This is a genomic window from Companilactobacillus zhongbaensis (genome assembly GCF_003946515.1).
Lineage (GTDB): Bacteria > Bacillota > Bacilli > Lactobacillales > Lactobacillaceae > Companilactobacillus > Companilactobacillus zhongbaensis.
Map to the genome: position 1 here is coordinate 16,281 of NZ_RHOM01000001.1, position 26,256 is coordinate 42,536.

The following is a 26,256-nucleotide window of genomic DNA, read 5'->3' on the forward strand; positions in this document are numbered from 1 at the left end:
GTTTTATAAATATATTAATATTTAACGAATCTTCAAACCTAATTTTTGTGGGATTGATGATATACTTATTTTATAAATATAATTATAAATTGTTGTAGGAGGGAATGTTTTTATGAAATTTTCTAAGGGTGTTTCTGCCGTTTTGGCTTCTGTGGCTGCTTTGACTTTTGCTGTGGGTCCTTTGTTGTCTGTTGGTTCTGCTCAATCTGCTGAGGCTACTACTATTTGGGATCTTCCTGAAGGTACTACTATGCCTTCTGAAGGTAAGTTGATGGCTTTGAATTATGAGCCTGGTGAGACTACTGTTTTCTTGTGGTCTTTTGATGGTAATAATATTCACTTGAGTAATCGTGGGGTCGCTAATTATTCTTGGTGGTATACCGACAAGTATAGAGTTTATGATGGCGATAAGTATTATCGGGTTTCTACTAATGAATGGGTTAATTATAATGACATGGATCAACTTGAGCTTAATAATGGGGATTGGTTCCTTGGGGCTCAGATTCGTGGATAGGTTTTTGTTGGACGCTGCCTTTGGTGGTGTCTTTTTTTTGGATTAAAAAACCTGATATCTTTTTTGATATCAGGTTGGTTGTGGGGTATTTGTTTGTTGTTAGATCTCTTTTGGTTTGTTGCCAAACTTCTCTTGTTTTGTAACTAAATCTCTTATTCATTGTTACCAAACGTTGCCCGTTTTATAGTGGAAACGAGCTCCGGGAGATAGCGGCCTCCGGTTAACACATGTAGTCGCGGCACGGCTTCGCCGCACCTTGTGCGACTACACGCGTTAATCCTCAGCAGCTGACCATCTCCCTCCGCTCTCTATCTTTTATTCTGTTGCTGTGATTGATATCTCAATAAATCACGTATTTGTTGTAGGTATTCAAGTTGTGGGTCGGTTTCTTGTACGTTGTCGAATTTGCTGGTTGAGCCGTCTCGGCGCATTTTGTTCATGGCTTTTACTACTACGAATACGACGAACATGATGATTAGGAAGTTGATTATGGCGTTTATGAAGTCACCTATTAGGAAATTTGCTCCAAATACGGTAAATTTCATGTCTGTGAGGTCGATTTTACCTATTAATAGTCCGATTAAGGGGTTTAGGATATACGTTGTTAGAGCGCTTATTAGGGAGTTGAAGGCGGCACCTATGATAACACCTACTGCTAGGTCGACTACGCTTCCTCTGGAAATAAATTGACGGAATTCGTTAAACATGTGAATGCTCCTTTTTTTGTTTGCAAAATTAATTATCATTTACTTTACTATCATTTAAAAAATTTTTAAAGTGTTTTCAGATTAATTTGGATGAAAACGATTCAATAGATCTAAATAATGTTATATTTATATATAGTAAGCAAAATATTTATTTAAGGGGTTGCAAAAAATGAAATTATCTAATTTAATCATTGCCGGAGCAGTTGCCATAACCCTAGGCGGACTCACAACCACAACAGTACACGCAACTGCAGATGACAATAACATAAGTGTCAATAATCAATACGATTCTGATGGACAATATAACGGTGACTACCAAGTAATCAACGGAGAAGTCCAAACCAGTGGATTAACAAAACTTTACAATTCAAAAGGTGAACTAGCTAGTCGTTCACTCCAAGCAGGAACATATTGGATCGCTGACAGAATGTTAATGAGTGAAGGTCAACCAACTCTTTATCGAGTATCAACAGACGAATGGGTCAAACCAAGCGATGTAACATTCATCAACCCAATTGGAGCTAGTTTGGTAACAGCTAGAGCCGACGCAAGTCTTTACGACTCAACAGGAAACGTAGCCGGTACATTACCAGCAGGCGTAACGTACAGAACTGATCAAAGAAAGACAGTCAACGGCGTTATCATGTACAGAGTATCAACAGATCAATGGGTAAAAGCCACTGACGTTAATATTGGTAAATAATAACTTTAATTGATTGAAATTTTTTAAAAAATAAATATGCCTTCTGAATTTTCACTTAAAAAGTAAATTCAGAAGGCATTTTTATTTTGATCAGTTTTTATGATGATGTCACAAATTGTTAGGCGTCGGCTGCTAGTCGATTAATAACCTCAGCCTGGCTAGGGAACATTTCAATTAACGCGCTCTTTTGTGGCAGCAATATTTCACCGCTAGAATTGCTAGGAATGCTACCGCTCAATTGTGAGAAGCCAGCACCATTATCATTGAGATCTTCGAAGGCGACAGCTGTTCCTGCTTCAATATAGAAACCGTGCACTTGCTTTTTAGATTTATCCAAGCCTAATTGGACTTGGTAGTATTTGCCGTCTCTAGTAAAGCAGTGGACTAAGGCAGAGTTTCCCAGGGAATACATCCAAGCTTGGCCTTCCTTAAGTAAATGCAAATGTGACATATGCTTAGGGTCGATCGTTAAATAAATTGATAATTCACTAGGCCGGACTCCGCGTTCGATCATGTAAGAAGGGAAGATCTGCTTTAAAAATTCAAGCTGCTCTTTTTGCTCATCGGGAGACAATTCTGCCTGCGGCTTCACCGGTCCTGTAACTTTCAGACCTAGATCTTTGCCAGTAGTCAATTCTTCAAAAGCATCTTCGATCGATGATGAAAAGCCAATCGAGCGTTCACCAATAATCTCAGGAATAGATACTTCTCCTTTATTAATGGTGATGTAGTGACTCTTATTAGTGGCAGCGACCAACTGAGTGCTGGGTCCTTTGATCAATTGGTTGTTAGGACCGATTCCTAATTCAAGAATCAAAAGATTTTTTTCTTGATATTTTTGTACGAAATCAGAAAAACCCTCGAGTTGTGTTTGATCGATCTGTAAATTCTCACTGGCAACATTGAGTGCAAGTGGCTCACCACATTCATCACATTTAGGAAGATCGTCAGCAGTCAAAGTGCCTTGTTGATCTTTTAAATAGATGTCGTGAAGTTGGTCGGTCAGATCAACGACCCCATGTTCTTTAGGATGCGCACTACAAATGCCGTTTAGCCAGTTACCTTCGATTTCAAAAACATTTTTAAAATTGCTTAGTGCAAAATGATGATCTGTGTTGGACGTCCAAATGTAATAAGGCTTATCATCAATAATTTTTGCTAAATAGTCCATCAGTTTGCCAGGTTGGTAGTCATGAGAATAATACTCAGCAACTCTAGCATATGCCCGCCATTTATCTAAGTCGTTAGGATAGTCATAGCCGAAGGCAGTTAGTAGATTAGGGATTTGATATTTGTCGGTTAGATCTCCTAAAACATCACGTAATTTTTGATCATTTGCGAACAAATTTAAACCTTCAGAAATGGAAAAGCCATTACTAGCTGTTACCAAAATTGCGTCCGCATCCTGAATCCATTTTTGAGCTATTTGAATTGATTTAGTCATGCTGACCTCCTTGCACGATACTTGCAGCTTCTTTTAATACCTCGTTAATATCTTCGTTTATCAAAAGCGAACGGTCTTCAATTTCAGGAGCAGTCAGAGCATCCTTAGGATTGATATTAACGTAAAATGAATCAGGCAAATAATGAGTCATTTCCCAAAATGGCTCTTGAATAAACATCGGAGTCATCCGACCGACCCCCATCTCTAAAAACAAAATCTTCTCGCCTTGATGCTTTCCTAAAAAGCGATTAATTTTTTGATATTCATCGTTGTAACGTTTATCTTCCAAAAATTCAGGACTACGTGCCCAAACCACCAGTTCAGAACCATTGACATCACTAGTAGGAAAAAATTCCTTTGGCAAGCGATGATCTTTAATCTTAGGCAATAAATCAGCAACAATCTTGGGCGTAGGATAAAGCTTTTTATCATCACTAGTATCTCGACTTTGAGCAAAATAGTGAGAACCCTGAATTTCACTAACTTGTTCTTCAGGAAAATACTGTTGAAAAAGACCATCCTGATTAGTAGTAATAAAATGAGCAGGCTTACTACCAACCAATGTCCGCAAATAACGATAAGTAGGCTTTTGCGCCGGAGTATCAAAAATCATCTCCCAAGCCAGCAAAATAAAAGCCCAACGCTCCTCCTCAGAATCAAAGCGATTATAAAATCCATTAAAAAGACCTTGAAAATGATACTTATCATAAAAATATTTCATATGCTTCAAAAAAAGAGGACTAGCCTCATACCAAAAATCCATACCAGCAGCATTAGAAAGACCACTACCACCACCAACAAGAATGGCATCAGCATCATCAACAAGCTCCACCAGTTGTTCAGATTTATTCATAAAAAAATCTCCTCTAAAAAAGTATTCTTAACATCAGTACAAGAATATTAATCTTAGAAAGAAAGCAACTTAAGAACAAAAATTACAAACTGTACGTTAATGCACAGAATTAACAAACTGTAGTGGGCTTTTAAAACCGGAAGTGCTCAAACAAGGTAAGCCAATTAAAACTAAGAACGAGGGAAAGCAATGCGATTTCCCAAGGCGAAGCCAAAGGGAAGAGCCAGAAAAAGAGAAAAAAGGATAGCAACCGATGATAAGAAAAATAAAAAATCGAAAAGATAGGGAAGAAGATCAAAATCGTAAGAACGGAGAAGAATAGGGACGAAAAAACTAACTGCGGCAAATTTGTAGAAATAAAATAAGTACCGTACCCCAAACCAAAAGAAGAGTTTATTACCAACCTAGGTTCTGCGGAGGGTGGAGGAAAATCGCCGTCAGCTGTGAAATAAAGGAACGTAAGTGCTAACGCACTTGCGCAACTGGTTCTTGGTGGTGGCTACGCCGCCGAACAACTAAGGAAGCCACGGCGCAATTCCCGGAACCCTCCGCAGAACCGGCAATGAACCTCCCACAAACATCAAAAACAAAAAAAGCTCCTAGAGAAAAACCTCTAGAAGCTCTTAAACAAATAAACTCTTAAAACCTATTCAGCTGCAACATGCTCAGCATAAGCTGCCTTAACATCATGAAGATCAGTCAAAGCAAGCTTACCATCAACTTCTTCTGTCATAGCTTGTTTTGTAGCGTCATCCCAGTTATAGAAGTCAGCCATGTAGTCGATAACAGCATCCTTAACTTCTTTCATGTGGTTGATATCGAATAACATTTGGCTACTACGACGTAGCAAGTAATCGATTGGGTGTTCAACCATTTCGGCTTTTAGACCGTAGTTAAGCATTGCATAGTCGACACGTGGAAGGCCATCTTTTTCACCGTCTGGTAGTAATTCGTAAATGTCAGCGACATTTGAACCATAACGTTGAACTAGTTTTTCTGCATCTTCACGTTCTAGATCGTAGTTAACGATTCCTTCGTGGACCATCTTGTCGAAGTATGTTGACCAGCCTTCGTCACCGCCAACGTCACCACCTGAAAGGATGAGGTTTTCTGTTTGTTGACCTGAGAATTGATAGTCTGTTTCTTCGGCTAGTTGTTCACCAACACGGTCGACGATCTTTTCAGCCATCTTACGGTAACCAGTTAATTTACCACCGGCGATTGATAATAAGCCTGTGTCTGATTGGAAGATTTCGTCTTTACGTGAAATTTCTGAAGGTGATTTTCCTTCTTCTTGGATAAGTGGACGTACACCTGACCAACCTGATTCTACGTCATCTGGTGTAAGTTTTTGTGGAAGTTCAAACATTTGGTTAGCAGCAGCTAAGATGTAAGTTACATCGGCAACTGTGATGTTTGGTTCCTTTGGATCTTCTTCCCAAGTTGTATCTGTTGTTCCGATATAAGTCTTGCCTTCACGAGGAATAGCAAACATCATACGGCCATCATGGAATGGTGTATCGAAGAATAGTGAGTTTGAGATAGGGAACTTAGCATTATCGATAACTAAGTGAACACCTTTTGTAAGGTGAAGATGTTTACCTTTGTTTGAACCGTCCATTTCACGGATCTCATCTACCCATGGTCCACATGAGTTGACGATCTTCTTAGCATGGATCTCGCCAGTTTCACCTGTTTGAACGTCTTCAAATTTCACACCACAAACTTTGTGGTTAGCGTCATATAGTAAACCAGTTACTTTAGTATAGTTGGCGATCAAAGCGCCTAACTCACTAGCTTTTTTGGCTACTTCAAGAGTTAGACGAGCATCGTCAGTTCTGTATTCTACATAAACACCTGAACCTAAGAGTCCTTCTGATTTAACGTAAGGTTCTCTGGCTGTTGTTTCGTCTGGTTCCAACATATTTTTACGTTCAGATTTTTTAACTTGGGCCAAACGATCATAAACGTCAAGACCAACTGAAGTCATGAATGGTCCGTATGTACCACCAGCGTAAAATGGGAGCATCATTTTCAATGGTGTTGTGATTTGAGGAGCATTGTTATAGACAATTGCACGTTCACTACCAACTTCGTGAACTTCTTTAAGAGCAAATTGTGCTAAGTAACGTAGACCACCGTGAACTAATTTAGTTGAACGGCTTGATGTACCTGAAGCAAAGTCACGCATTTCAACTAAACCAGTTTTAATACCACGTGATTGTGCATCCAACGCGATACCACTACCAGTAATTCCGCCACCAATAACAAGCAGGTCTAATTCCTCATTTTGCATTGCTTGTAAATTTTTAGCTCTAGTTTCATTTGAAAATTCTTTCATGAAAGTTCCTCCTCGGGAAAATGTTCTATATACATAATAGTAAAATTTTTCAAAGTTTGAAAGCGTTTTTAATCGAAATGGCTAAATTTTTTAATAATAGAACAAAAAATTCTAAATAATCATATCGTTGTAAATATGTTTCTGAAATTTAATGTATTCTTCACTGAAAATGTCATTTGAATGTTCTTCAAGCATCGCTTTAGGGAAGTAAAATCTTTCATCGCCTAAAATTTTACCGGTCAAGGCGTTCACTAAGCGGCTAAGCGTCGAAAGCTCAATTAATGAACCATCATTTTGCATGATTTCGATCTGCGTTCGGCTCTTGTGCTTTCTTGGGTTATAAACATCGTAAGGTAGATCGTAACTCGTGTTGGTCGAAGTGTAATATTTTTTATCAAAACCGGCAGCTTCAACGATGTCTGCTAACTTAGGCAATTTATCTTGAGTGCCTTCGGAATATTGAGCAGATTTGAAAGGTTTTCTAGTTAGGAACCGGTAAGCAAGGTCTTTTAAGATCTCATCTGGATAGTCGAGCCAGAGGGTGAAGTAAGTGTTTAAGATCCCATCATCTAATGCTAGGTAATCATTGATGGTGACTCGATTTTCAAAAAACGGAACTAGCAAACTGGGCATCTCAAAGCCGTTCATTTGGTTGTGTTCATAGAGATCTTTTGCCCGTTGTAAAAGTTTAGTCAAGACTACTTCCATCCCCCGAGATACTGGGTGAAAATAAACTTGTTGATACATTTGAAAACGTGATAAAACATAGTCCTCAACGGCGTGCATTCCGTTAGCATCAAAGGCGATACCGCCCTTGTAAGGACGCATTACTCGGAGGATCCGTGTTAAGTCAAACATTCCGTATTTAGTGCCGGTGAAATAAGCATCACGTAATAAATAATCCATTCGATCAGCATCGATCTGACTGGAGATCATTTGAACAACTTGTTTATTAGGATATGTTTTAGCGATAACACTAGCTACTTTGTCTGGGAAGTCGTCAGAAACTTGGCGTAAAACTTGATTGATCTCTGTTTCCGGTGAAGTGATTATCTCTTGAGTCCACATTTCGTGATCAGTGTCAAAGATGTGTTCAAACGCGTGAGAATAAGGTCCATGTCCCACGTCATGCAGTAGGGCAGCACACAAGGCAACGATTCGTTCGTTGTCGTCCCAAAGTCCATCGTCTGCTTCTTTAGATGGATAGTTTCTTTGAAAGTTGTCGCAGATCAAGCGGGTGATCTCATAGACCCCCATGCAGTGGGTGAAACGAGAATGTTCAGCCCCTTGGAAAGTGAACGAAGAAGTACCTAGTTGTTTGACTCGGCGTAATCGTTGAAATTCTTTCGTGTTGATCAAGTCTAAGATCACTTTGTGTTGAACGTGGATGTAATTGTGGAGTGGATCGCGAAATACTTTTTCACGCGGAAGCTTTTGAATGTTGTATGTCATTAATTTTCTCCCAGTAGTTTTTTATTTTTGTAGACGAGATCTTCGAGCGTTTTGTTGTAAGCTTCGGCATAAGGAGCTGAGCTGTTGATCAGCTTGAAGCTGTCTTGATCGATGCTATAATCATCATTAGTCAAAGTTTGCAAGATTTTTTGCTTGGCAGTCGCAACAGATAGTGGCTGCTGTGTTAAAATATCTAAGTTTTCCATACAGTGAACGTCAATGTTAGGAAAGTCGATTTTTTCATGGACAGGATAATTACTGATTTCATAAAAATCTTTCATTAGTTGTGAACGTTCTTTTTGATCACCGGTGATGCTGATGTAAGCCATGATGGCAACGGCGTCTCCGGAACGTCTTTGTGAGATCCCTGCGATCTTCTTGCCATCGATACTGAGATCAAACGTACCCGGACAATAAGAACGAGTGACTTCACCAGTTTTGAGTTGATCGGAAAAAGTTTCTTTCATGATCGAATACATTTTGCCATAGGCATCATCGATCGACAGATCATCTTTGTGAGGTAAAAAGAGCGTGAAGTTTAAGACTTCGGGGTCCGTGACAACGCCCAGACCTCCGGAATTTCTGACGTAATAAATGTATTTTTTATCTTCAAGAAAGTCCAAACCAGCTTGCAAGTTGTTGAGGCGTTGGTCTTGGAGACCTAAAATGACTGTAGGTGAGGTCGTCCAAAAATGGGCGACGGCAATTTGTTCCTCTGAGACGAATTGGAGGATGGCACCAGTGTCAGCGAATGGCTCGAGCATCTCTTGGGCGGTTCTAACATTTTGGTCGTATAATATAATTTGCTTATTCAACAGATCACTTCTTTATTTATGTAGTTTATTTATTAATTTTATCATGTGGGGTGTTATATTTTGGAAAATAATCGTATTGATGTGAATGTCGACCTCGACATGTCAGTCTTTCAAGCCGGTGAGATGACTCACACGAAAATATCTGAACCGGGTCGATTCACAAGAATGGGTAATTCCATGTATTTGCAATTTAATGAAAGCATGGAAAATGACGATCATGCTTCTATTTTAGTAAAGATTACTGAAAATGGCGAAATTCATGTCAAAAGAGAAGCAAAAAACACTAACTTATCTTCAATGCTATATTTCACGCACCGTGATCACAATGCTGCCAGTGTTTATACTGAGTACGGTGTCATGCAGATGAAGACTTTTACTAAGGATTCTTTAGTTGAAATCAAGGATCATCCACTTCAAGGAAAAATAAATATTGATTATGACTTGATTTATGATGATAATATAGTAGGTAATTACAAGTTTAGATTGATTTTTACTGTCTAAATAGATATCATTAGTTGTAAGACGCTGTGAAAGGACGTGTACACGTTTGAAACTTGAAAAATTCAAGAATCAAAATAAAGAAGAATTATCAATGATCGAAGTTGCTTATGAGATTCTCAATGAGAATAACAAAGAGGCAATGAACTTCTCTGATATCGTTAATGAGATTCAAACATATTTAGGAAAAACCGACGAACAAATCAAAGATCATTTGCCACAGTTCTATACAGATCTAAACAACGATGGTAGTTTCCTTTCACTTGGTGAAAATGTTTGGGGCTTACGTAAATGGTATCCATTTGATTCTATCGACGAAGAGGTTAACCACCCCGAAGACAACGGTACTGAAAATACACATAAAGCTGCTCAAAAGGTCAACGCCTTCTTAAGTGATGATGAAGAAGATGACGATGTTGTTGATTACGATGACGACAGCGATTTGAAACTATCTGATGATGATGACGACGATGATGGCTCAAGCGACAGCAATGGCCCTGACTTATCTAAATTCACAAACTCAGACTTGTCAGTAGATGACGACGACGACGATGATGACGATGATAGTCTCGATGATGGTATTGAAGGACAATTAACTGAGTTTGACGCCGATGACGACGATTCAGACATCGACTTATCTGATGAAGATGACGACGACGATGATGATGAAGATCTCGACGATGACGACGACTCAAACAAATAAGTTTCACAATTTTAAGATTTTTAGTTTGACGATTGACCCCAATAACAGTATTATATTGTTTGGGCTCTATTAGATAGACTAATTACAAGTTCCCTGTTCTATAAGAATAGGGAGCTTTTTTATTTTTTAGTTAAGAAATCCCTAGATATAATATGTGGAGGAAAGCTATGACGAAGTATATTTTTATTACAGGTGGAGTTGTTTCATCTTTAGGAAAAGGAATTGTAGCCGCATCTCTCGGTAGACTACTAAGAAACCGTGGATTGAAAGTTACAATGCAGAAATTTGACCCATACATTAATGTGGACCCAGGTACAATGAGCCCATATCAACACGGTGAAGTTTATGTAACTAATGATGGTACAGAAACTGATCTGGACTTAGGTCATTATGAAAGATTTATTGATAACGATTTGAACAAGTATTCAAACGTTACAACAGGTAAGATCTACTCAGAAGTAATCCGTCGTGAACGTCATGGAGATTACAATGGTGCAACAGTTCAAGTAATACCACATATTACAGATATGATTAAACAAAAGATAACACGTGCTGCAACTACAACAGACTCAGATGTCATCATCACCGAAGTCGGTGGTACTGTTGGTGATATCGAATCAACACCATATTTGGAAGCTTTGCGTCAAATGAAAGCCGATGTTGGTTCAGAAAACGTTGTATACATCCACACAACTTTAGTTCCATATCTTAAAGCTGCTGGCGAAATGAAGACTAAGCCAACACAACACAGTGTTAAGGAATTACGTGGAATCGGAATTCAACCTAACATTTTGGTAGTTAGAACTGAAAAGCCAATGCCACAAAACATGAAAGACAAGATTGCATCATTTTGTGACGTTGATTCAGAAGCTGTTATTGAATCACGTGATGCTAGCTCAATTTACGATGTTCCATTGAACCTTCAAGCACAAGACTTTGATGACATTGTTTGCCATTACTTGCACATGGAAACGAAGCCAAGTGACATGACTAACTGGAACAAACTAGTTGATCGTATTCACAACTTGAAACACAAGACTAAGATCACATTAGTTGGTAAGTACACTAAATTACAAGATGCTTATATTTCTGTAACAGAAGCATTAAATGCTGCTGGTTATGTATATAATACTGATATTGACATCGAGAAGATTTCTGCTGATGAGATCACTGAAGATAACGTGGCTGACTTGTTGAAAGATACAGACGGTATTATCGTTCCTGGTGGTTTTGGTACACGTGGTTTGGAAGGTATGATCACAACTATCAAATATGCTCGTGAAAACGATGTGCCTTATCTAGGTGTATGTCTAGGTATGCAAATGGCAAGTATCGAATTTGCTAGAAACGTTGTTGGCATTAAAGATGCAACAACAGGCGAAGTTGATCCTGACGCAGAAAACAAAGTTATCGACTTGATGGCTGACCAAAAAGATATCGAAAATGTCGGTGGTACTTTACGTTTGGGTGCATATCCATGTAAACTAAAGGATGGCACTAAAACTGCAGCCGCTTACGACAATCAATCTGTGATCCAAGAAAGACATAGACACAGATATGAATTCAACAACGCTTACCGTAAGCAATTTGAAGAACATGGACTAGTATTCTCAGGAGTTTCACCTGACAACCACTTGGTTGAGATCATCGAGATCCCTGAAAACAAGTTCCACGTTGCTGCACAATATCATCCAGAATTCTTATCTAGACCTACTCAACCAGAAGGCTTGTTCAAAGCATTTATCGGTGCCGCATCTGGTCTTGAAGAAGATAAGTTTATCGGATAATTCGATTTTAATTTGATGTAGTTAATAATAGTTAGGGAAAAACTTATGCAAAAACTTGTAATTAATGGTGGAAAAAAATTATCGGGAGAGGTTACGATCGGTGGTGCTAAGAATAGCACTGTGGCTTTGATTCCAGCTGCTATTTTATCAAGTACACCGGTGGTGTTAGACTCTGTTCCAGAAATCAGAGACGTGGCTAATTTACGTTCGATCTTGTTAGATATGAACGTAACCTCTGAAGTTAAAAATGACGTTTTAAAAATTGATCCAACACAGATTCATTTTGCTGAATTACCAAGTGGTAAAGTCAGCAGTCTCCGTGCTTCATACTATTTCATGGGTGCCATGCTAGGCCGTTTCGGCAAAGCTGTGGTTGGTTTCCCTGGTGGTGATGACATTGGTCCTAGACCGATCGATCAACACATCAAAGGATTTGAAGCTTTAGGAGCTCATGTTGAAAATAAAAATGGCCAGATGGTTATTACTGCACCTGAAGAAGGTCTAAAAGGAGCTAAGATCTTTTTAGATATGGTTTCAGTTGGAGCAACCATCAATGTTATTTTGGCTGCCGTTCGAGCTAAAGGTACAACGGTGATCGAAAATGCTGCCAAAGAACCTGAGATCATTGATCTGGCTACTTTTTTGAACAACATGGGTGCTACTATCCGTGGAGTTGGTACGGAAACTATCCGTATCGAAGGTGTCGATGAGTTGAGATCAAACAACTCTCATACAATTATTCCTGATCGAATCGAAGCAGGAACTTATTTAAGCTTGGCTGCAGCTAATGGCGGTGATATTTTGATCAACAATATCATCAGTGAACATTTGGATGCCTTTTTAGCCAAACTTGATGAAATGGGAGTTAATTTGGAGATCGGTGAAGACAGTATTTACGTTAAACCATCTTCAGAAATTAAGGCTGTTAACATTAAGACCATGCCTTATCCCGGTTTTGCAACTGATTTGCAACAACCGATCACGCCTTTGTTGATGAGATCAAAGGGCGAAGCTATGATCATGGATACGATTTATCCAAAGCGGATTAAACACATATCACAACTTCAAAAGATGGGTGGAGATATTTCGAGTGAAAACGACTTGATCTTCGTCCATGGTGGCTCGAATTTGACTGGCGCAACTGTGTCAGCTGATGAGATCCGTGCTGGAGCTTGTTTAATGATCGCCGGTCTGATTGCCGATGGTAAGACTGTGATCGAAAACGCTGAAAATATTTTACGTGGATATGACCGAGTAGTATGGAAACTTCACCAATTACAAGCCGATGTTGAGTTAGTCGGTAAAGATGATTTGAATTAATGTTTGACTTTATTTGATTTAGTTGTAATATTTAATGAAGATTATTATACAGATTGGAAGTGTGGCCGTTGAGAAATTAAGTTGGTTTTTGATTTTTATATGCTTTTTTTAGTGTGTAATTTGATTTGATCGACTTTTGGTTTCTTGATGGCGTGCTTTCTGAAATTGTTTTGTTTTGGAACGCTATTTTGAGATGGCGTTCTTTTTTTGTCTTTAATGTTTTTTGAGGTTGTATGGGGTGTGGGCGGTTCACTGCCGATTCTGGGAGGGTTCCGAGAATTGCGACCGTGGAACGCCATGGGCACCACTTTGAGCTATCCGGGGAGTTCGCCCGGACATCTCAAAGCTGGGCCTTTCACTAAGCGGTAAACCGCTAAGGAAATTTCATGGCTGACGGTCGAATTCTCTCCACCCTCCCAGAATCTAGGTTTGTTAAACATCATACTCTGGTGGGTGGGTACGGTACTTAGCTTTATAGTGGTTGACTGTTTTGGTTTATTTTTTGGTTCCTAGTCACATCCGTTCCTAGGAGTTTGGGTGTGTGTACTTATCTATTTGATTTTTGTTGGTGAAAATAAAAAGCAAAATCAAAACAAAAGCAGAACTAAGTGCACAAGCAAAATCAAAACCTTTAAGACATTGATCAAGGCTGGTTCGAAAATTCCTTGCGTCATTTTCTTTTTTTATCAAATTACATGCTCACTAAATTTTTTTGTGAGGTGTTGTTTTTATGGGTACTATTCAAATTTCTAATTTAGCTTTTAAATATGATCAGATGGCTGATTGGCTTTTTTCTGGGGTGGATCTTTCTATTGATTCTTCTTGGTCTTTGGGGTTGATTGGTCGTAATGGGCGGGGGAAGTCTTCTTTGTTGCATTTGTTGATGGGGGATTTGACTTTTTCTGGGTCTATTGTTTCTGATCTTTCTTTTTCTTATTATCCGCAGCCGGTGCCTGATTCTTCTTTGTTGGCTCGTGAGGTGGCTGTTTCTGTTGCTGGGCTTGAGGATTATGATGTTTGGCGAGTTGAGACTGAGATGGAGAAGCTTCAGATCGATTTTTCTGTGCTTGATCGTGCTTTTGAGACGCTTAGTCCTGGCGAGCAAACTAAGGTGCTGTTAGCGGCTATGTTTGCCGATGACGGTGGGTTCCAGTTGTTAGATGAGCCTACTAATCATTTGGATATCGAAGGTCGGGAAGTGGTGGCTGATTATTTGCGCGGGAAGCGTGGTTTTATTGTGGTCAGTCATGACCGTGCCTTTTTGAATAGCGTGATCGATCACGTTATTTCGATCAATCGCAATGATATCGATGTCTATCAAGGAAATTTTGATACTTGGGAACGTGAAAAGACGGCTGAAGATGAGTCGGAGCGTCGCGAAAAATCTCAATTGCAAAAAGATATCAAGAAGTTGCGTTTCTCGGCTGCTAAAAAAGAAAACTGGGCGCAACAAACGGAGAAGAGTAAAAGTAAGAATATTAAAATGGATCAGCATACTAATTTGGATAAGGGCTTTTTAGGCCATAAGTCGGCTAAAATGATGAAAAAAGCTGGTAATATCCAAAAGCGTGCTGACAAAGCTATTGAGCAAAAACAAGGTTTGTTGAAAAATATCGAGATCACTGACTCGATATCTTTAAATTACGTGGAAATCAAACATTATGACCAGGTGATCTCGACAAATGATTTTCAAATGGTCAATTCGGCCATTCAAACGCCGTCAGTTAGTTTTAAAGTGAAGACGGGACAAGTTACCGCCTTGCTTGGAAAAAACGGCATTGGCAAGTCTACTATCTTTAAACAGATCATGGGTATCGACCAACCTTTTGAGCAAAAAGGTGAGCTGCAAATAAAAAAATCAATAAAAATTTCATATTTACCACAAGAAACTAAAATTCGTGGTACCATAGTGCAAGTTGCAGAAAAAGAGCAATATGATGTTGAACGGATTTTTTCCAATTTGAGAAAGCTTGGTTTTGAACGCGAGCTGTTCAATGACCCGATCGAATCGATGAGTCAAGGACAGAAACGTAAGGTGTCACTGGCAATCAGTTTGGCCCAGGAAGCCAACTTGTATCTTTGGGATGAACCGTTTAATTATTTAGATGTGATCACACGTGACCAGATCATCGCAGCAATTAGGAAGCAGCACCCAACGATGCTAATAATTGATCACGATATCGGGTTGATCGATGAGATTGCAGACGAAAAAGTCGTCTTGAAAAACTAGAATTATATTGAATATCTTATTTGTTCATGGTAATATTTAATACCGTTAGTAAATTAATCTCTATTTCTGCAAAAGATTTAGGGCAAAGGAGACATTTATAATGAAACAAGGAATTCATCCAGATTACCACCAAGTTGTGTTCATGGATTCTTCAACTGGTAAGAAGTTCTTAGCTGGTTCAACAGTTAACTCAGATGAAACAACTGACTATGAAGGTAAAGAATACCCATTGATTCGTGTTGAAATTTCGTCAGATTCACACCCATTCTACACAGGTAAACAAAAGTTTGCTCAAGCAGATGGACGTATCGATCGTTTCAACAAGAAATATGGTTTGCAAAACAAATAAAGCCATCCTTTCTCGGATGGCTTTTATTTTTTGGCTTTTTTTCGGTGTAAGTGGGTAAAGACCCAGAAGAAATTGACAAAAGCTAAACCACTGGTCGTTAAGAAAACGGCGGAATAGCTTAAGGCACTGGAGACGTATGAACCTAGTAATGGTCCACAGACGTTACCAACTGCTTGAAACGACTGGTTGTAACCGAAGATCCGGCCGGTATATTGATCATCAGTATTTTTGGTCAATAATGTTTGAACTGGTGGGATCAGACAAGCGTCGGAGATCCCGACTAAAAATCTTAAGATTGCCAATTGCCAAATGTTATTAACAAAGGCTTGTGGGATGTATACTAAAATCGCAAATATTAACCCACTGATCAAGATCTTTTCGGTACCGATTCGATCACCCAGAGCTCCAAATCTAGGAGCGGCGATGATGTTGGCGATACCTGGTAAAGCTGCAACAACTCCGGCAATCAAAGTTACTTTGTCGGAACCGTGCATCAACTGGCTAACGTACAAACTAATGATCGGGTTGATCGAGTTATTGGAGATCTGAATGATCATTGTTGTAACAAAGAGTGCCAAAACGGTATTCGAGTTTTTTAAATGACGAAAGATCTCTTTAGTCGATTCCTCTTTTCCCTTGGGAACAGGATGAAAGTCTTCTTTAATGAAGATAACCGTCAAAATGAAGGCTAAGAATAATAATGAACCAGTGATCATAAAAGGTATCCGATATCCGAAATACTGGGCGATGATACCACCGACTAAGGGACCTAACAATGTTCCGGAGATAACTCCGGTATTGAGCGTTCCTAAAGCACGACCACTCTCAGATTTGGGAGCTGTCGATGCGATCAAGGTCGTGGCATTACTGACGAATCCGGAAAAGACACCTTGTAAGAGTCGTAATACTACTAGTTGCCATGGCGCAGAGACGAAAGCTTGTAAGAAAATTACGATCGACATACCTAAAGCAGCACGGATCAGCATTAACTTGCGACCACGGCGGTCAGCTATTTTGCCCCATATTGGAGACATGATCGCCATGACTAAAAATGTTGCTGAAAAGGCGATACCATTCCAAATCACGAGCTGACTTTTTGTGAAATTACCCAAACTATTAATGTATAATGGCATAAAGGGTGTTATCATACTAAAGCCAATACCTGTTACAAAGGTACTAAACCAGAGGACAATTAAGTTTCTTTTCCAATAGTTATTCTCGTTCGGAGCATTTTGTGTATTTGAACTCATAAATACATCAAATCCTTTCTAAGTAAATTAGTATACTCTTTTCGTTTTTTAGGAGAAAATATTTTTTTAGAACTGGGGACTAGTATTCATGAAAATGAAGTTACAAGAAGTTTATTCGGCATTAAAGATTCAGGCAGAAGATATTCCCAACGTCCAGATCACCGGCGTTTGTTTTGATAGTAGAAAAGCCAAGGATGGCGACTTGTTTTTCCCTATTAAAGGTGAAAGGGATGGCCATGACTTTATCGAAAGTGCAATTGCTAACGGCGCCAGTGCGTCCATTTGGCAAAAAGATCATCCGATCGAAAACCACGATATTCCTTACGTCGTAGTTGACGATGTGATGGCTGCTTTTGATCAGTTGGCTAAATATTATTTGAATAAGGTCAATCCTAAGGTGATTGCCGTTACAGGAAGTAATGGAAAGACTACTACTAAAGATATGATTGCGAGTGTTTTGGCTACAGACAATAATGTTGCAAAAACTCCCGAAAATTTTAATAATGAAATTGGCGTTCCGTTCACAATTTTGAACATGCCGATCAATACTGAAATATTAGTAGTAGAAATGGGAATGGATCGTCCCGGTCAGATCGAACATTTGAGTGCAGTCGCTAACCCAGATGTTTCGGTAATTACGATGATCGGGGAGGCACACATTGAGTTTTTCGGAACTCGTGATAAGATTGCCGATGCCAAGATGGAGATCACTAATCATTTGCAAGAAGACGGACTTTTTGTTTATGACGGTGATGAGCCATTGCTAAACGAACGTGCTGAATCGCTGGAACAAAATACCGCTACGTTTGGCAAGAACGACAGCAACACGATTTACACGACTGAGATCAATAGTCACAAAGAGAAGACGACTTTTAAGACTAACTTGTGGCCTGATCTTGAGTTTAGTATTCCGATCATGGGTGACTACAATGTTAATAATGCTATGGCAGCATTGTTGATCGGACGCAGATATCATATTTCTGCAGAGAACATGCAACAAGCACTTGCTAACTTGTACATGACAGAAAACCGGACCGAGTGGGTCAAAGCTAAGAATGGCGCTGATATTTTGAGCGATGTTTATAATTCCAATCCTACAGCTGCGATCGAAGTGCTCGATAACTTGCAAAAATTGTCGACAGGACGTAAAATCATTGTTCTTGGCGACATGTTAGAATTAGGCTCGGCTTCTAAAGAATTGCACGAGTCTTTAGCCGATCATATTGACCCAAATGATTTTGCAAAAGTCTATTTAGTTGGCAAGGAAATGAAAGCATTGTACGATTTACTAGTACAAAAGTATCAACCAGCTGATTTAAGTTGGTATAGTAAGGACCAGTTAGACGATCTAACTGCAAATATTAAAGAAGAATTGAACTCAGATGACACAATTTTGCTTAAGGCAAGCCATGGCATCCATTTAGAAAACGTCTTAAAAGAATTAATTTAAGTGTGTCGGTTGAGTAACATTGAAGAACGTGGTATCGTAGACAGATTATGTTTTTACCATGTTTAAACGGAGGATTTTTGTGAAATTTAGCGAATTAAATTTAGATTCAAAACTACTAAACGCTGTTGATGAGGCCGGATTTGAAGAGACTACACCTATCCAAGCGCAAACTATTCCACTTGTTATGACAGGTGATGACGTTATCGGACAAGCACAAACCGGTACCGGAAAGACAGCCGCATTCGGCTTACCAATTTTAGACGCTGTGGATACATCTTCAAGCGATATCCAAGCTCTTATCATTTCTCCAACACGTGAACTTGCAATTCAAACACAAGAAGAATTGTTCAAATTAGGACGTAATAAGAAAGTTCGTGTTCAATCAGTTTACGGTGGCTCAGACATTAGAAGACAAATTCATTCATTGAAGAACCACCCAAGCATCGTTGTCGGAACTCCAGGACGTATTCTTGACCACATTAACCGTCACACACTTAAGTTACACAATGTTAAAACAGTTGTGCTTGATGAAGCCGATGAAATGCTTGATATGGGATTTGTTGAAGATATCGAAAGTATCTTAACTAACGTTCCTCATAATCATCAAACATTGCTATTCTCAGCTACAATGCCAAAACCAATCATGAAGATCGCTGATAAATTCATGACTGACCCAGAGATCGTTAAGATCAAGTCAAAGGAATTGACTGCTGATAAGATCGATCAATACTTTGTTAAAGCTCGTGATTACGAGAAGTTTGACTTGATGACTCGTATTTTTGATGTTCAAGGACCAGAACTTGCTTTGATCTTCGGACGTACTAAGAGACGTGTTGATGAATTGACACGTGGACTACAAGCTCGTGGATACAACGCTGAAGGTATTCACGGTGACTTGTCACAAGATAAGAGAACTAGCGTTTTACGTAAGTTTAAAGCTGGAAAACTTGATTTCTTAGTAGCTACTGACGTGGCTGCTCGTGGACTCGATATTTCTGGCGTATCTCACGTTTACAACTACGATATTCCTCAAGATCCTGATAGTTACGTTCACCGTATTGGACGTACAGGTCGTGCCGGAAAATCTGGTATTTCTGTAACATTCGTTACACCTAACGAAATGAGCTACTTACGTACGATCGAAAACTTGACTAAGAAACGTATGAAGCCTTTGGCTCCACCAACAGATAAAGAAGTATTGAAGGGTCAAATGGAATCTGTCAAAGAAGACATTAAGAACACTTTGGCTCACGATACTAACTTGGACCGTTTCAAGAATGCTACAGATGAATTGTTGAAGGAATATACACCAGAACAATTAGTGATGGTTTACTTGTCTTCAGCAATCAAAGATGCTGAGAGTGTTCCTGTTAAGATCGCACCAGAACGTCCGTTGCCAAATCGCAAGCAAAGTCATAACCGTTCAGGTCATGGCAAGCGTCATCGTTTCAACCGTGGTCGTCGTGGCGGTGAGAGAAACGAACATCGTGGCGGACGTCGTGATGATCGTCGTGGACATGGCCGTGGTGGCAATGGTAACAATAATAATAATAGTCATAGACGTAGTGAGAATAAGAAGCCTGCTGCTTCTAAGAAGTCTTTTAAGATCAGAACTAATATTTAGATTATTTTTGGTTTGTGATTTATAATTATATTTAATGGAGGGTTGAGCTTTTATTGCTTATGCCTTCCTTTTTTTTGTTTTTGATTTTTTTTTAGGTTGTTGTTTGGTGTGGTGGTTCACTGCCGGTTCTGCGGAGGGTTCCGGGAATTGCGCCGTGGAACGCTGCGGGCCAACTTTGAGCTATCCAAGGGAAACCCGCCCTTGGACATCTCAAAGCTTGACCTTTTCGTAAGCACGGCCCATGCCGTGCAAACGAAAATTTCGCGGCTGACGGCGAATTCAATAATAAATTTTTTGGTGGGACACGGTACTTATTTTTATCTCAATATGTTGTTTTGGTTGGGGTTGTTGTACTTTGCTTTTTCTCGTTCCTAGGATTTTTGTTTCGGTTTCTATCTTTTTTGATTTTTTTTGGTCTTTGATATTTTTTAGTTCAGAAGATTAAGTTCAAAAGATTAAGTTCAAAAGATTTAGTTCAAAAAATTAAGTTCAAAAGATTTAGTTCCTTTCTGTGGAATTATCTCTAATTGCTTTCGCAATTTTCGGAATTAAAATACAAGCGCTTTGTTTTTTTGGATTTGCATTTTGATTTTTTTGTTTTAAAATTAGAATTTACTTGATTTATTACTCGTTTATTTTTTTAAAATTATTTTTACGTTAGGATGTTTTTTTATGATTAAGGGTTTAGGTATTGATATTGCTGAGATTTCTCGGGTTCGTAAGATTTATGGGAAACACCAGAGTTTTTTGGCTAAGATTTTGAATGCTGATGAGATCGAGGTTTTTGAGCATCTTAATACTGAGAAGCAGAAGATGACTTATTTGACTGGACGCTTTTCTGCTAAGGAGGCTTTTACTAAGGCTATGGGTACTGGGCTTGGTAAGATCGGATTTCATGATCTTTCGGTTTTGAATTATGAGTCTGGACAGCCTTTTATTAAGACTGACATTTTTAGTGGAAATATTTTTATCTCGATTTCGGATACTGATGAATTAGTGATTACTCAAGTCATCTTGGAGGATGAATAAATTATGATACCATCACTACATAGACCGGCTACGGTTGAAATCAATATGGATAATTTGAAGTTTAATTTGGAAAGTGAGCTGAAGCAAGTTCCTGCTGGGACTGATGTTTTTGCTGTGGTTAAGGCTAATGCTTATGGCCATGGTTTGGTTAAGGTGGCTAAGGCTGAGATCCAGTACGGTGCTGCCGGACTCTGCGTGGCTACGCTTGATGAGGCTATTGAGATCCGTGATTCTGGTGTTATTGCTCCCATTTTAGTTTTGGGGATCACACCTGCTCGTTACGCTGAGATCGCTAATAAGGCTGATATTTCTTTGACGGTTGGGTCTCTTGACTGGTTGAAGGAAGCTGCTAATGAAGATGTTTATCAACTTAAGATCCACTTAGCTGTTGATAGTGGGATGGGGCGGATCGGTTTTCGTCACCATGACGACTTAGTTGAGGCTTGTCAGTACGTTAAGGATAATTCGAAGTTGTTTATTCCTGAAGGCTTGTTTACGCATTTTGCTACTGCTGACAGTCCGGATGATACTTATTTTGACAAGCAAGTTGCTAAGTTTAAAGAAATGAAAGCTGATCTGCCAATTGATTTTCGTTGGATCCACTGTGCTAACTCGGCTACTGCTTTGTGGCATCAAGATCTTGCCATCAATATGGTCAGATACGGAATTGCCTTGTATGGATTGAATCCATCCCAGACTGATATTGAAAAGATGCCGGTGGAATTAAAGCCAGTGTTGAGCTTACATTCAGAACTAGTTTTTGTTAAAAAAGTTAGTGCTGGTGAAAGTATCGGATACGGTGCTACTTATACGACTGATGAGCCAGAATGGATCGGTACTGTTCCATTAGGATATGCCGATGGCTGGCTGAGAAGAATGTCCGGATTCGATGTTTTGATCCAAGGACAACGGTGTCCGATCGTTGGTCGGGTCTGCATGGATCAATTCATGGTCAAATTGCCACATGACATGCCTTCAGGGACAAAAGTAACCTTGATAGGTAAAAGTGGTAATGAACAAATTACAGCGACTGACGTGGCAGAATATGCCGATACGATCAATTATGAAATTTTGTGTTGCTTAGCCGAACGTTTACCACGGGTATACGTTTCAGGCCGAAACTAGCTCAAAAGGGCAGTATTTTGGAAGTTAGTTACTGGTAACGCTTACACAAAATACCTCACAAACTAAATTAAAAAGCTGAGAAGAATGAAATAAAATTCATTTTCTCAGCTTTTTTTATTTCAATTATGATAAATAAGCCAAAAAATCGGTAAAGAAATTGTGAAAAAATTATCATGGTTAGATATCACAAATTGGTTAATTCACATAATTCATGATGTATATATACCAATTGTTCTTTTCAGAAATAATTATTATTTTTATTAAAATGTATTTGAAAATGAGGGCAATAAAAAAGACCAGATCCTAGAAAAAGGATGGTCTTTTTTATTTGAAAAAAATATAAGTTTTTAGTCTAACTCGAAAGATCTTGAGTTAGTTTATATGCGTGGCGGGAATGTGTGGGAATCGAACCCACCTAAGAAGCTATTAACCCCTCATACTAGTTTTGAAGACTAGAAGGAACACCAGAACCTATCCACTCCCAATTAGATATGTTAGCAATTACATATGAACATGTCAATGAGGAAAAATACTAAATATGATTAACCAAATATTAGATAATAAAATTTTTTCAATCTATTTTTGTTTTCAGAAATTGGGGGAATGTTGTACGAACAACTATGGAAATGTTAACAAAATTCTAATCAGATTAAATGTGAAATTTTTGCTTAAACAAGTTATTCATTTGTGATACTATGAACGTGCGAATGAAAACGGTTGTAGTTCGCGATTCTAGTCAAAGGAGGTGAAAAAATAATGGAAAAAGTCACTATTTTACTAAAACAACATGTTGGCGGACCAGACAAGCCAATTGTCGAAGTTGGTCAACGTGTTAAAAGAGGTGAATTGATTGCGGAACCTGATGGTTTAGGCGCAAATATTCATGCGAGTCTTACTGGTACAGTCACTGACATTACTGATAAAGCAATTATTATTGATGCCGATGAAGAACAAAGTAAGGAAGACTACGTTCACATTCCCGATTCTGACGATTACTTAACTGACATCAAGAATGCCGGTATCGTTGGAGCTGGTGGAGCTGGATTTCCTACTGATGTCAAATTGTCTAATAAGATCCCTGGCGGCTACTTGATTGCTAACGCTGCAGAGTGTGAACCACTACTTTGCCACAATACTCAAGTTGAGGAACGTTATGCTGACCAAATAGTTCGTGGTATGAAATATATGCTCGAGATCACAGATGCCAAAGTTGGTTACATTGCTGTTAAGAAGATTCATCATGCAGCAGTACTCGCACTAGGTAAAGCATGTAAGAATGAACCTAAGATCAAAGTTAAGTTCTTGACTAACATGTATCCTGCAGGTGATGAGCGTGTTATCGTTCGTCAACTACTAGGAATTGTCTTAAAACCTGGTGAGTTACCAATTAAGGCTAACGCAATTATTGATAATACCGAAACTATCAAACGCATTGCAGAAGCAATCGAAGATAGAAAGCCTTTCATTGACAAGGATATTACGTTAGATGGACGTATTAAAGAACGTTCAACCGTATTTGAAAATGTCCCAGTTGGATTACCAGCTAAGAAGTTCATTGATGCAGCAGGTGGTTATATAGTCCCGTATGGCGACATCACAGTTGGTGGACCATTTACTGGACACACCGGAAGCGAAACAACGCCAGTTACGAAGACTACTGGAGCATTCTTAGTCGGAATGCCATATCCTCAAGTTCATAAAAAGATCGGCTTGCTTGAATGCGAATGTGGTGGACAAGAGCCACGCCTTCGTGAGATTGCAAAGAAGATGGGCAGCGAAGTTGTCGAATTTCAACGTTGCAAGCGCATGGTTTTAGTAAATGGAAGATACCGGTGTAGTCTACCAGGGATTTGTCCTGGACAGGCTGATGCAATTCTTGCTATGAAGAAAAAAGGTGCTGAAGCAGTCTTGACTGGAACTTGTCAAGATTGAACAAACACCGTTACAGGTGTAGCTCCTCGTGTAGGAGTTTCAGTATATCATTCAACAGATCATGTACTTAGAGCAGCAGGTCACAGACTATATCGTAAACTTCCAGCAGATTTTCAATCATTATAGGATTTAGTAATCATTATAAGGTTAAAGATTAAGGGAGGAAGACGATATGTCTATTTCAAAAGAAACAGCAATGGATCATATTGATGATCCAGCTGTCCTATGCTGTAGAGCAGAAGGCGGCATCACACTTGAAGCATCAAACCTAGAAAATCCAGATCTATTCCCAGATTATGAAGATTCAGGTTTGTTGGAATTGCCAGACGATGTTCTTAAAATTGGTCAAGTATTAGGAGCAACTTTAAAGAACACTACTGATGCATTGTTACCAATCACACCAGACATGGTCGACAATATTCAAGACATGTCAGACGACTCATCAGATGATGACGCAGCTGACAATGATGATGCTTCTGATGAAGCACAACCAGCAACAAGTACAGATGATCAAGTAGCAACACAACCAGTATCGACAGTTGCACCAGTTACATCAACTGGCGCAGTATCAAACGGAGTTATTAAGATCGACATTGCTAAAGGTGAAGGAATCCATCTCGAAGTTCCAACATCTTCAGTAGCTCAAAGTACACAACCAGCAGCAGTTCAAGCAACTGAAAATGCTTCAGCAGCTTCAGACAATGCTACAACTGCTACTAGTGACGGATCAGCTTCAGAAGACAACTCAGAAGTTGAAACAAAAGTGATCCGTGAACTTGAAAGAGATCATTTCAAGATCGACACCGTTAAATTTGGTGATGAAACATCAATCGACGGTACAACTTTGACGATCAGAACTCCAGAGAACCTTTGCAAAGAGGCTGTTGAAACAGAAAAAATCGTTAAAGACATGACTTTGGAAATTATTACACCCGATGACTATGACAAATATAGTGAAACAATCATGGATGTACAACCAATTGCTACAAAGGCAGAAGGAGAAATCGGTTCTGGCGTAACACGTGTACTTGACGGAGCCGTATTTATGCTCACTGGTACAGATGAAAACGGAATCCAAATTGGTGAATTCGGTTCATCTGAAGGTGAATTAAACAAGAACATCATGTGGAACCGTCCAGGTTCACCTGACAAAGGCGATATTTTGATCAAAGCTCAAGTAACGATCGAAGCTGGACGTAACATGGAACGTGTCGGACCTTTGGCTTCTCACAAAGCCGCTGATATTATTACACAAGAAATCAGAGAAGCTTTGAAGAAGGCTGATGACAGTCTTATCGTTAACAAGGAAACATTAGTTCAAAAGCGTCATCCAAATCAAAAACGAGTAGTAATCGTTAAGGAAATCATGGGACAAGGTGCTATGCATGATAACTTGATCATGCCTATCGAACCAGTTGGTACATTAGGTGCTAAACCTAACGTTGACCTTGGTAACTTGCCTGTCATGCTTTCACCTCTTGAAGTATTAGATGGTGGTATTCATGCTTTGACATGTATCGGACCTGCTTCAAAGGAAACTTCAAGACATTACTGGCGTGAACCTATGGTTACAGCAGCCATGAATGATGAAGATATTGATTTGGTTGGTGTTCTCTTCGTAGGATCACCACAAGCTAACACTGAGAAATTCTATGTATCTAAGAGATTAGGTATGACAGTCGAAGCAATGGACGTTGACGGCGCAATTGTTACAACTGAAGGATTTGGTAACAACCATATCGACTTTGCTTCACACATTGAAGAAATCGGTAAGAGAGATGTGCCAGTTGTTGGTATGTCATACTGTGCTGTCCAAGGTCAACTTGTTGTTGGTAACAAGTACATGGACGCAATGGTTGATAACAACAAGTCAGCTCAAGGTATCGAAAATGAAATCTTTGAAAATAACACATTATGTCCAGAAGACGCAATCAGAGCTCTAGCTATGCTTGAAACTAAGATGGCTGGTGGCAAGATTGAAAAACCTGAACGTAAGTGGAATCCAAACGTCAAAGAAAATAACATCAAAGTTATTGAAAAACATGACGATATTAAGATCGACTTAGAGCCAAATGAACAATCATTACCTAAGAGTAAAAAGAGACTAGAAATTTACGAAAAAGAATAATT

21 protein-coding genes and 1 tRNA gene are annotated in these 26,256 nt (G+C 39.1%); 14 read left to right on the plus strand and 8 right to left on the minus strand.

What is annotated here, in order from left to right; translation table 11 throughout:
- Positions 1-112 precede the first annotated feature (112 nt).
- The gene (locus EKM69_RS00080) at positions 113-514 is read left to right on the plus strand and encodes a hypothetical protein (RefSeq protein WP_125706876.1); all 402 of its coding nucleotides are present in this window, start codon (positions 113-115) and stop codon (positions 512-514) included.
- A gap of 308 nt (positions 515-822) precedes the next feature.
- On the opposite strand, the gene mscL is transcribed toward EKM69_RS00080, so the two are convergent.
- Complete coding sequence (mscL, locus tag EKM69_RS00085) at positions 823-1,221, minus strand: large conductance mechanosensitive channel protein MscL (RefSeq protein WP_125706878.1); 399 nt, start codon at positions 1,219-1,221, stop codon at positions 823-825.
- 169 nt (positions 1,222-1,390) lie between these two features.
- On the opposite strand from mscL, the gene EKM69_RS00090 reads away from it, so the two are divergent.
- Positions 1,391-1,924 carry an SLAP domain-containing protein gene (locus EKM69_RS00090; RefSeq protein ID WP_125706880.1) on the plus strand — a complete coding sequence of 178 codons (534 nt, stop codon included), beginning with the start codon at positions 1,391-1,393 and terminating at the stop codon, positions 1,922-1,924.
- Between the two features lie 118 nt (positions 1,925-2,042).
- Here EKM69_RS00090 and EKM69_RS00095 read toward each other — a convergent pair whose 3' ends face one another.
- The 5 genes from EKM69_RS00095 to EKM69_RS00115 form a co-directional block, all read right to left on the minus strand.
- Positions 2,043-3,368 carry a cupin domain-containing protein gene (locus tag EKM69_RS00095; protein ID WP_125706882.1) on the minus strand — a complete coding sequence of 442 codons (1,326 nt, stop codon included), beginning with the start codon at positions 3,366-3,368 and terminating at the stop codon, positions 2,043-2,045.
- The gene (locus EKM69_RS00100) at positions 3,361-4,221 is read right to left on the minus strand and encodes an SIR2 family NAD-dependent protein deacylase (RefSeq protein ID WP_125706884.1); all 861 of its coding nucleotides are present in this window, start codon (positions 4,219-4,221) and stop codon (positions 3,361-3,363) included. The genes EKM69_RS00095 and EKM69_RS00100 overlap by 8 nt, the downstream gene beginning before the upstream one ends.
- 646 nt (positions 4,222-4,867) lie before the next feature.
- On the minus strand, positions 4,868-6,562 hold the full coding sequence (locus EKM69_RS00105; protein WP_125706886.1) for a glycerol-3-phosphate dehydrogenase/oxidase: 1,695 nt from the start codon (positions 6,560-6,562) through the stop codon (positions 4,868-4,870).
- Between the two features lie 111 nt (positions 6,563-6,673).
- On the minus strand, positions 6,674-8,014 hold the full coding sequence (locus EKM69_RS00110) for an HD domain-containing protein (protein ID WP_125706889.1): 1,341 nt from the start codon (positions 8,012-8,014) through the stop codon (positions 6,674-6,676).
- On the minus strand, positions 8,014-8,829 hold the full coding sequence (locus EKM69_RS00115) for a lipoate--protein ligase family protein (RefSeq protein WP_125706891.1): 816 nt from the start codon (positions 8,827-8,829) through the stop codon (positions 8,014-8,016). The genes EKM69_RS00110 and EKM69_RS00115 overlap by 1 nt, the downstream gene beginning before the upstream one ends.
- A 60-nt stretch (positions 8,830-8,889) precedes the next feature.
- Between EKM69_RS00115 and EKM69_RS00120 the strand changes: the two genes are divergently transcribed.
- The 6 genes from EKM69_RS00120 (at position 8,890) to EKM69_RS00145 (ending at position 15,716) form a co-directional block, all read left to right on the plus strand.
- Entirely contained in the window at positions 8,890-9,330 is a 441-nt protein-coding gene (locus EKM69_RS00120) for a DUF1934 domain-containing protein (RefSeq protein ID WP_125706892.1), read from the plus strand.
- A gap of 46 nt (positions 9,331-9,376) precedes the next feature.
- Positions 9,377-10,030: a DNA-directed RNA polymerase subunit delta gene (gene rpoE, locus EKM69_RS00125; RefSeq protein WP_125706894.1), complete on the plus strand. Its 654-nt coding sequence runs from the start codon at positions 9,377-9,379 to the stop codon at positions 10,028-10,030.
- Positions 10,031-10,197: 167 nt separating this feature from the next.
- Positions 10,198-11,817, plus strand: coding sequence for a CTP synthase (locus tag EKM69_RS00130; protein WP_125706896.1), 1,620 nt, complete (start codon positions 10,198-10,200; stop codon positions 11,815-11,817).
- A gap of 45 nt (positions 11,818-11,862) precedes the next feature.
- Entirely contained in the window at positions 11,863-13,137 is a 1,275-nt protein-coding gene (locus EKM69_RS00135; protein ID WP_125706898.1) for a UDP-N-acetylglucosamine 1-carboxyvinyltransferase, read from the plus strand.
- Between the two features lie 730 nt (positions 13,138-13,867).
- The gene (abc-f, locus tag EKM69_RS00140; RefSeq protein WP_125706900.1) at positions 13,868-15,367 is read left to right on the plus strand and encodes a ribosomal protection-like ABC-F family protein; all 1,500 of its coding nucleotides are present in this window, start codon (positions 13,868-13,870) and stop codon (positions 15,365-15,367) included.
- Between the two features lie 100 nt (positions 15,368-15,467).
- Positions 15,468-15,716: a type B 50S ribosomal protein L31 gene (locus EKM69_RS00145; protein ID WP_125706902.1), complete on the plus strand. Its 249-nt coding sequence runs from the start codon at positions 15,468-15,470 to the stop codon at positions 15,714-15,716.
- Positions 15,717-15,739: 23 nt separating this feature from the next.
- Here EKM69_RS00145 and EKM69_RS00150 read toward each other — a convergent pair whose 3' ends face one another.
- Positions 15,740-16,966, minus strand: a complete 1,227-nt coding sequence (locus EKM69_RS00150; protein ID WP_125706904.1) for a multidrug efflux MFS transporter — start codon at positions 16,964-16,966, stop codon at positions 15,740-15,742.
- 88 nt (positions 16,967-17,054) lie between these two features.
- Between EKM69_RS00150 and EKM69_RS00155 the strand changes: the two genes are divergently transcribed.
- The 4 genes from EKM69_RS00155 to alr all read left to right on the plus strand — a co-directional run bounded on the left by EKM69_RS00155 (position 17,055) and on the right by alr (position 22,194).
- The gene (locus EKM69_RS00155; protein ID WP_125706906.1) at positions 17,055-18,416 is read left to right on the plus strand and encodes a UDP-N-acetylmuramoyl-tripeptide--D-alanyl-D-alanine ligase; all 1,362 of its coding nucleotides are present in this window, start codon (positions 17,055-17,057) and stop codon (positions 18,414-18,416) included.
- Positions 18,417-18,495: 79 nt separating this feature from the next.
- Positions 18,496-20,040: a DEAD/DEAH box helicase gene (locus EKM69_RS00160; protein WP_125706908.1), complete on the plus strand. Its 1,545-nt coding sequence runs from the start codon at positions 18,496-18,498 to the stop codon at positions 20,038-20,040.
- Positions 20,041-20,712: 672 nt separating this feature from the next.
- The gene (gene acpS, locus EKM69_RS00165) at positions 20,713-21,069 is read left to right on the plus strand and encodes a holo-ACP synthase (protein ID WP_125706910.1); all 357 of its coding nucleotides are present in this window, start codon (positions 20,713-20,715) and stop codon (positions 21,067-21,069) included.
- 3 nt (positions 21,070-21,072) lie between these two features.
- On the plus strand, positions 21,073-22,194 hold the full coding sequence (gene alr / locus EKM69_RS00170) for an alanine racemase (RefSeq protein ID WP_125706912.1): 1,122 nt from the start codon (positions 21,073-21,075) through the stop codon (positions 22,192-22,194).
- A 386-nt stretch (positions 22,195-22,580) separates the two neighbouring features.
- Here the strand turns inward: alr and EKM69_RS12200 are convergent.
- Positions 22,581-22,677: transfer RNA gene (locus EKM69_RS12200), tRNA-Sec, on the minus strand.
- A gap of 273 nt (positions 22,678-22,950) precedes the next feature.
- Here EKM69_RS12200 and prdC point away from each other — a divergent pair.
- Complete coding sequence (gene prdC, locus EKM69_RS00175) at positions 22,951-24,252, plus strand: proline reductase-associated electron transfer protein PrdC (RefSeq protein WP_191988674.1); 1,302 nt, start codon at positions 22,951-22,953, stop codon at positions 24,250-24,252.
- Between the two features lie 46 nt (positions 24,253-24,298).
- Positions 24,299-26,254 carry a D-proline reductase (dithiol) proprotein PrdA gene (prdA, locus tag EKM69_RS00180; protein ID WP_125706915.1) on the plus strand — a complete coding sequence of 652 codons (1,956 nt, stop codon included), beginning with the start codon at positions 24,299-24,301 and terminating at the stop codon, positions 26,252-26,254.
- The last annotated feature ends 2 nt before the right edge of the window (positions 26,255-26,256 follow it).